At 68.4% G+C, this 5,873-nt stretch carries 8 protein-coding genes; 2 read left to right on the forward strand and 6 right to left on the reverse strand.

The window, feature by feature from the left end; genetic code table 11:
* From D0D37_RS45605 to D0D37_RS45625, 5 genes are all read right to left on the reverse strand, one after another.
* On the reverse strand, positions 1 to 1,012 hold a 1,012-nt coding region (locus tag D0D37_RS45605), incomplete at its 3' end, for a sensor histidine kinase (RefSeq protein WP_244223914.1).
* Between the two features lie 10 nt (positions 1,013 to 1,022).
* Entirely contained in the window at positions 1,023 to 1,442 is a 420-nt protein-coding gene (locus tag D0D37_RS45610; protein ID WP_116206783.1) for a hypothetical protein, read from the reverse strand.
* Positions 1,443 to 1,585: 143 nt separating this feature from the next.
* The gene (locus tag D0D37_RS47065) at positions 1,586 to 2,512 is read right to left on the reverse strand and encodes a hypothetical protein (protein WP_162834807.1); all 927 of its coding nucleotides are present in this window, start codon (positions 2,510 to 2,512) and stop codon (positions 1,586 to 1,588) included.
* A gap of 264 nt (positions 2,513 to 2,776) precedes the next feature.
* On the reverse strand, positions 2,777 to 3,466 hold the full coding sequence (locus D0D37_RS45620) for an alpha/beta fold hydrolase (RefSeq protein ID WP_116206785.1): 690 nt from the start codon (positions 3,464 to 3,466) through the stop codon (positions 2,777 to 2,779).
* Between the two features lie 84 nt (positions 3,467 to 3,550).
* Positions 3,551 to 4,315, reverse strand: a complete 765-nt coding sequence (locus tag D0D37_RS45625) for an AraC family transcriptional regulator (RefSeq protein ID WP_116206786.1) — start codon at positions 4,313 to 4,315, stop codon at positions 3,551 to 3,553.
* An 86-nt stretch (positions 4,316 to 4,401) separates the two neighbouring features.
* On the opposite strand from D0D37_RS45625, the gene D0D37_RS45630 reads away from it, so the two are divergent.
* Positions 4,402 to 5,166 carry a sulfite exporter TauE/SafE family protein gene (locus D0D37_RS45630; protein WP_116206787.1) on the forward strand — a complete coding sequence of 255 codons (765 nt, stop codon included), beginning with the start codon at positions 4,402 to 4,404 and terminating at the stop codon, positions 5,164 to 5,166.
* Here the strand turns inward: D0D37_RS45630 and D0D37_RS45635 are convergent.
* The gene (locus D0D37_RS45635) at positions 5,159 to 5,515 is read right to left on the reverse strand and encodes an ArsC/Spx/MgsR family protein (RefSeq protein ID WP_116206788.1); all 357 of its coding nucleotides are present in this window, start codon (positions 5,513 to 5,515) and stop codon (positions 5,159 to 5,161) included. The two genes, D0D37_RS45630 and D0D37_RS45635, sit on opposite strands and share 8 nt — an antisense overlap.
* A gap of 111 nt (positions 5,516 to 5,626) precedes the next feature.
* On the opposite strand from D0D37_RS45635, the gene D0D37_RS45640 reads away from it, so the two are divergent.
* Positions 5,627 to 5,873, forward strand: a 247-nt coding sequence (locus tag D0D37_RS45640; protein WP_162834808.1) for a GNAT family N-acetyltransferase, incomplete at its 3' end; no start/stop codon positions are given.

Below are 5,873 nucleotides of genomic sequence, written 5' to 3' on the forward strand. Positions count from 1 at the left end.
CCCCCGCCTCCATCCGCCCACCGGCAGCAACGACCCGATCCCGCAACCCGGACAACCCATTCCCAGGATCCGCCGCAGAACCAACACCGTCGTCACGAATCTCCACGGCATCCCCCGAAACAATCACCGCACAAGCAGTCGCCCGAGAATGCCGCACCACATTCGTCAGTCCCTCCCGTACCACCCACCCGAACAACTCCTGATGCGGCCCATCCACCGCAGTAGGAAAGTCCGCACTAATCCCCGCCGCGCGCAACAATTCCCGCCCCCGCGCAAGCTCCCCGGCAAGCGTGACATCCCGATATCCGGAAACCGCGGCCCGAACGTCCGCAAGCGCCTGCCGGGACAACTGCTCGACCTCGCCGATCTCCTCGACCGCCCGCTCATCCCCCTTGGCCGCGAGCCGCCGGGCGAGATTGCTCTTCACCGTGATCGCGGTGAGCGAATGCCCCAAGAGATCATGCAAATCCCGTGAAATCCGCGACCGCTCCGCATCCGCGGCCAACCGCTCCACCTCCGCCCGCGCCTGCACCAACGCCCGGTTCGCCCGCAACGCCTCCGCGAACGCGACGACCACCAACACGGTGAACACCAGCGCAGCAGCCTGCGCCCAACCCGGGTCCGTATGCCAGACCATCCACGGCACCAGCACAGTCGCCGCGGCAGCGACCGGCACGATGACCATGCCCCAGCGCGGCAACCGCGGAACAGCGAGCGAAACCACCACAGCAAGCAGGTAAAACGCGTTCGCGTGCGCGACCGGCAACACGACGGCGAACAACACCGTTAATACCCCGGTCAGGATCCAGAAAAGCCTGCTCCGGAAGCCGTAGGCAGCAACCGCCGCCCCGATGTAGCAGGCACAGAACGCCAGCAGAGCCACCACCGCCACCGGCTGGTCGCCGGTCTGGGCGAGAACGATCAGCGGGTACACCAGGAGGCCGGCGTCCAGCACGAGCCGGCGCCAGCCCAGTACCCAGCGTTGTGCGTCGGAATCGGGTCCGCGGTCCACCTGCGGCACGCTACTCGGAGAACAGCGAGCGCACGTGCCGTCCGTTGACCAGGACGACCACCGCCAGCAGCAGCAACCCGCAGACGCCCTGTTCGAGCCGGACCCACAGCGGCAGGAATCCCGGAATCGACACGATGACGATGATCGCGACCGTCATCACCGCCGAGACGATCCGCAGCCGCAGCAGCCCCCGTTTCGACCCGCGAGCCGCGCTTCTCGCGAACAGGAACGTGAGCAACGCGCTGGCGGCCACGATCGTGGCGCGGACCCAGACGACGTCGGTAACCATCGCGGGGTCGTTGCGGAAGAGGAAGATCGCGCCGAGGGTGAGCACGCTCAGCGCCAGGTAGGCCCCGGTGAGGACACCGACCGTCCGGACGGCCGGGTCGGTGCGGGGCTGAGCGGAAACCGTTGCGGGACGGGAGTTCATGACTGTCCTTTCCGGACCGTTGGCCGGCCCGGTGGATCCGGTGCCGCCTGCCTGTCCAATACTGAGCGGACGGGCAGGCGGGCCGTAGTGTCGCCGCGCATCGGTGCGCGATGACATTTGTCAGAACCCGGTCATCCGCGCCGTCAGCGGGCAGCCGTGAGCTTCGGCCCGATCGCCGCGCCGACGACCACGAGCACCCCGCCGAGGACGAGCAGATACGCGCCGAGGCCGATCTTCGACAGGTCCTCGGAGAACATCGCGATGATGCCCGCGATGTGGAAGGCGAGCATGATGGTGGCCCGTCCCGCGAAGACGGCGCGGTACCACCAGAAGTTCGGCGGCGTCAGTTCGCGGCGGCGGATCCCGCTCAGCCAGTAGGCGGACTTCTTCGTGCGCAACGCGCCGAGCACCCACGGGAGGGTGGCGCCCAGCGACGCGGCGATCACGACGAAGGCGAGGAAACGCACGTACATCGCGGCGAAGCTGTCCATGCCGGACGTCATCTTGCTGAAGGCGTCGATGAAGGTCACCGAGGCGCTTTGGGAGCCAAGGGTGAAGGTGACCCAGGGAATGAAGAGGGCGACGATCTCGAGGATGCCACCGACAGCCACCGGAATGATGCCGAGTCCGGGGGAAGTGAGGGGGCGGCCTTGAGCCGGGTAACCCTGGCCGGGCTGGGGTGCGGAGTAACCGGCCCCCGGCTGCGGCGGCTGGGCGGGGTAGCCGGGCTGTGGTGCTGGATAACCCTGCCGACCGGGGTAAGCGGCTTGGCCGGGGTACGGCTGGCCCGGCTGCCCGGCCTGCCCTGGGTACGAACCCGGTGCGGGCTGACCCGGATACTGCCCCGGCTGCCCGGCCTGTCCCGGGTACGAACCCGGCGCGGGCTGACCCGGGTACTGCTGCGCGGGTTGCCCGTACTGCGGAGACTGCTGCGGATAACCCTGCCCAGCCGGAACACCGGGCTGCTGCGGGTAACCGGCGCCCGGCGGAGGCGCCTGCCATCCCGGCGGGACCGCACCCGGCTCCTGCGGCGTGCCCGGCTGCTCCTGTGGACCCCCTGAGGTACTCATGGCCGCCGATGGTAACTGCCGCACTGACGCGATGAACGGTGAAAGTCCGGCTCGACCATGACAAGTCCGCACAACGGGACCAGTCGCCTCCCCGAGCACCGCACAACGAGGCCGCTGACCAGGCGAATCGCCGCCAGAAACCACCCGGCCGGACCGCTGAGCCAGCCAAGGACCTGCCGCGCGGCCGGTTCGATGGGCGCGACCCAGCGGGATCGAGCCCACCACCGCACCTGACCGCGCAGCGCGGGCCGGTCTCCCGCTAGATCAGCGGGCAGCGCGCAGGATCAGTTCCGCAACCGCCTCCGGCTGCGAAACCAGCACCGCGTGCGAAGCGTCCGCCACCTCGACTACCTCGGCCTCCGCGCGTTCCGCCATGAAACGCTGCGCCGCCGGCGGGATGTTCTTGTCCGCGGTCGGGATGAGGCTGTACACCGGCAAGTCCCTCCACGCCGGTGCGGGCGAAGCCTCGTCCAAGGCCGCCGCGGCGATCGGGCGCTGGCCCGCCGCCATCAAGCTGGCCTGCTGGGCCGGGACGTCCGCCGCGAACTGCTGGTGGAACAGGTCCTGCCGGACATAGAGGTCGACGCCCTCCGCCAGGGCGACCTGCTCCAACGTCTCCCCCAGGGTCCCGCCGGGGAACTTCCCGGCCAGCTCACCAGCGCTTTCACCCTCGTCCGGAAGGAAACCGGCGATGTAGACCAGCGCCTGCACCCCGGGGTGCCCCACCGCGGCGGCCGAGATCACCGAGCCGCCGTAGGAGTGGCCGACCAGGACGATCGGGCCCTCGATGCTGTCCAGCAAGGACCGCACGTACGCGGCGTCTTCGGCAACTCCGCGCAGCGGGTTCGCCGCCGCGATCACCCGGTGTCCAGCGGCTCGCAGCCGCTCGATCTCCCCGTTCCAGCTGGACGAATCCGCGAACGCGCCGTGCACCAGAACGACAGTGGCAGTCATGGGTCCTCCTCCGTGAAAGTTCCGAACGAGGACCACAGTACAACTAAGTTGTGTACAATCAAGTTGCACACGATGAGACCTGGCTCACGGTTCCCGGTAGGACCGGGGCGGGGCGCCGAGAAGTCGGCTGAACATCGTCGTGAAGGCGGCCGGGCTTTCGTATCCGAGGGTGACCGCGACGTCGGCGACCGGAAGGTCGGCGGCCAGCAGCGGGAGCGCGCGCAGCACACAGGCCCGCTCCCGCCAGCGAGCGAAGCTCAGGCCCGTTTCGGCGCGGAAAAGCCGGTGCAAAGTCCGTTCGCTGACGTGCAACTCATCCGCCCATCGCGAAGGCGGATCGTGGACATCAGGAGCGTCCGAAAAGGACTGACACAGGGCGCGCAAGCCTTCATGGCGCGGCCACGGGAGTTCAAGCGGCAACGGAACACAACGAGAGAGTTCGTGCAGCAAAAGGGAAATCAGTGTGGCATCGCGGCCGCGACGAGGGTACTCGGGGGCGACGTCCACGGCCTCTCGGAGCAGTTCGCGCAGCAGAGGCGAGACATCGACGGTCTGGCAGCGGCGCGGGAACCACGGCACGGCGGACGGTTCCAGATAAAGACTGCGCGTGGTCACGTTCATCATCACCACGCTGTGGTCAGTTTCCGGCGGGATCAGCACCGCGCGCCGCGTCGGGACGGTCCACGTGCCATCGGCCGTTCCAACGCGCATGGAACCGGTAGCGCCATAGAGGAACTGTGCGCGGCGGTGCCGATGCGGTGGCAGGAAGTGATCCGGCGGATAGTCCGTGCTGATCGCGAGCACGGCCCGCGGCAGGGCGTCGACCTCGGACAACGGAACGTTGCGCATGCCGCCAGCGTAGGTGTCCGAAGCTCGAAAGAACCTGGCGAATCTTCGGATGCGCGCCGCACCCGTCACGACCTACCTTGAAGCCAGTGTTGACCTCGATCCTGATTCTTCTGCTCTTCGGCTGCCTCAGCGGCGTCACGACCGTGCTGTTCGGTTTCGGCGGCGGATTCGTCACCGTGCCGGTGGTCGCGGCGGTCACCAGCCGCGGTGACGCGATGCATGTCGCGGTCGCTACGTCCACGGCCGTGATGGTGGTGAACGCGATCAGTGCGACCGTCGTCCAAGCTCGGGCCGGACGCCTCCGGCGCGACTACATCTGGCCGCTCGCCGCGTTCGTCGCGATCGGTGCCGTCGTGGGTTCAGTGGCCGCGACCTATGCGGGGGACGGACTGTTGCGCGTCCTGTTCATTGCCTACCTGGCAGTGACCATTGTGGACAGCCTGGCGCGCGGCGGATTCCTTAAGCCGCAAGGGGAACCGAAGCCGTTGAGCACGTTCACGAATACCGCGGGGGGAGTCGGAATCGGCGCGGTGGCGAGTTTCCTCGGAGTGGGCGGCAGTGTGATGACGGTGCCGTTGCTGCGCCGCAAGGGGCTTCCGATGGCTGACGCGGCAGCGATGGCGAACCCGCTCAGCGTGCCCGTCGCGGTGGTGGCGACCGCGGTTTACGCGACGGCGGGCGGCGGGCCGTCGGGGTATCTCGACCCGGTCGCCGGCGCGGCGTTGCTGGCCGGTTCACTGCCGACGATCGCGCTCGTCCGGCGGGTCGCCGACCGGTTGCCGGACAAGGTGCATGCCGTCGCGTACGTGCTGCTGCTGGCGGCGGCGCTGATCGCGGTGGCGGTCAGCTGAGCACCGAACGGACGGTTTCCTCGTCGCGGGCGACCACCGTGGTGCCGTCGTCGGCGGTGATGATCGGACGCTGGATCAGCTCCGGGTGCTCGGCGAGCGCGGCGATCCACCGTGGACGGTCTTCCGGAGTCCGCGTCCAGGATTTCAGCCCGAGTTCACCAGCGATTTTCTCGCCGGTGCGGGTGATGTGCCACGGGTCGAGGCCGAGCCGGTCGAGCACCGCGACGAGTTCGGCCTCAGTCGGCGGATCCTCCAGATAGCGGCGCACGGTGTACTCCGCGCCGGCCTCGTCGAGCAGCGACACCGCCGAACGGCACTTCGAACAACGCGGGTTCACCCAGATCTCCACCCGCGCAGTCTAACCCGCTGCTATATCGGGAGGAGTCCTTGCCGGACAAGAGCCTTCGGTGCGTCTTGGATCACCTGCCCGGACCGGGTGGAACGGGCGTACCGTTCGTACATGACCCTGCCGCTGACCACCGAACGTCTCGTGATCCGGGACTGGACGGCTGACGACGCCGAAGCCGCGTTTCAGATCTACGGCTCTTCTGACGTCACGCATTGGCTGACTCCTGCCATGGACCGGGTCGCGGACGCCGCCGCGATGCGGTCTGTGTTGCAGGCTTGGCAGGAGGCGCAGCCTAACTTGATTCCGCCTCGGGGGCGGTGGGCGGTGGAGCGCCGGTCGGATGGGCGGGTTATTGGGG

The sequence above is a fragment of the Amycolatopsis circi genome (assembly GCF_003385235.1).
GTDB lineage: Bacteria > Actinomycetota > Actinomycetes > Mycobacteriales > Pseudonocardiaceae > Amycolatopsis > Amycolatopsis circi.

Coding starts and splice junctions, on each gene's coding strand:
- D0D37_RS47065 (WP_162834807.1), bottom strand. CDS start 2,512: ATGAGTACCTCAGGGGGTCCACAGGAGCAGCCGGGCACGCCGCAGGAG.
- D0D37_RS45610 (WP_116206783.1), bottom strand. CDS start 1,442: ATGAACTCCCGTCCCGCAACGGTTTCCGCTCAGCCCCGCACCGACCCG.
- D0D37_RS45625 (WP_116206786.1), bottom strand. CDS start 4,315: ATGCGCAACGTTCCGTTGTCCGAGGTCGACGCCCTGCCGCGGGCCGTG.
- D0D37_RS45620 (WP_116206785.1), bottom strand. CDS start 3,466: ATGACTGCCACTGTCGTTCTGGTGCACGGCGCGTTCGCGGATTCGTCC.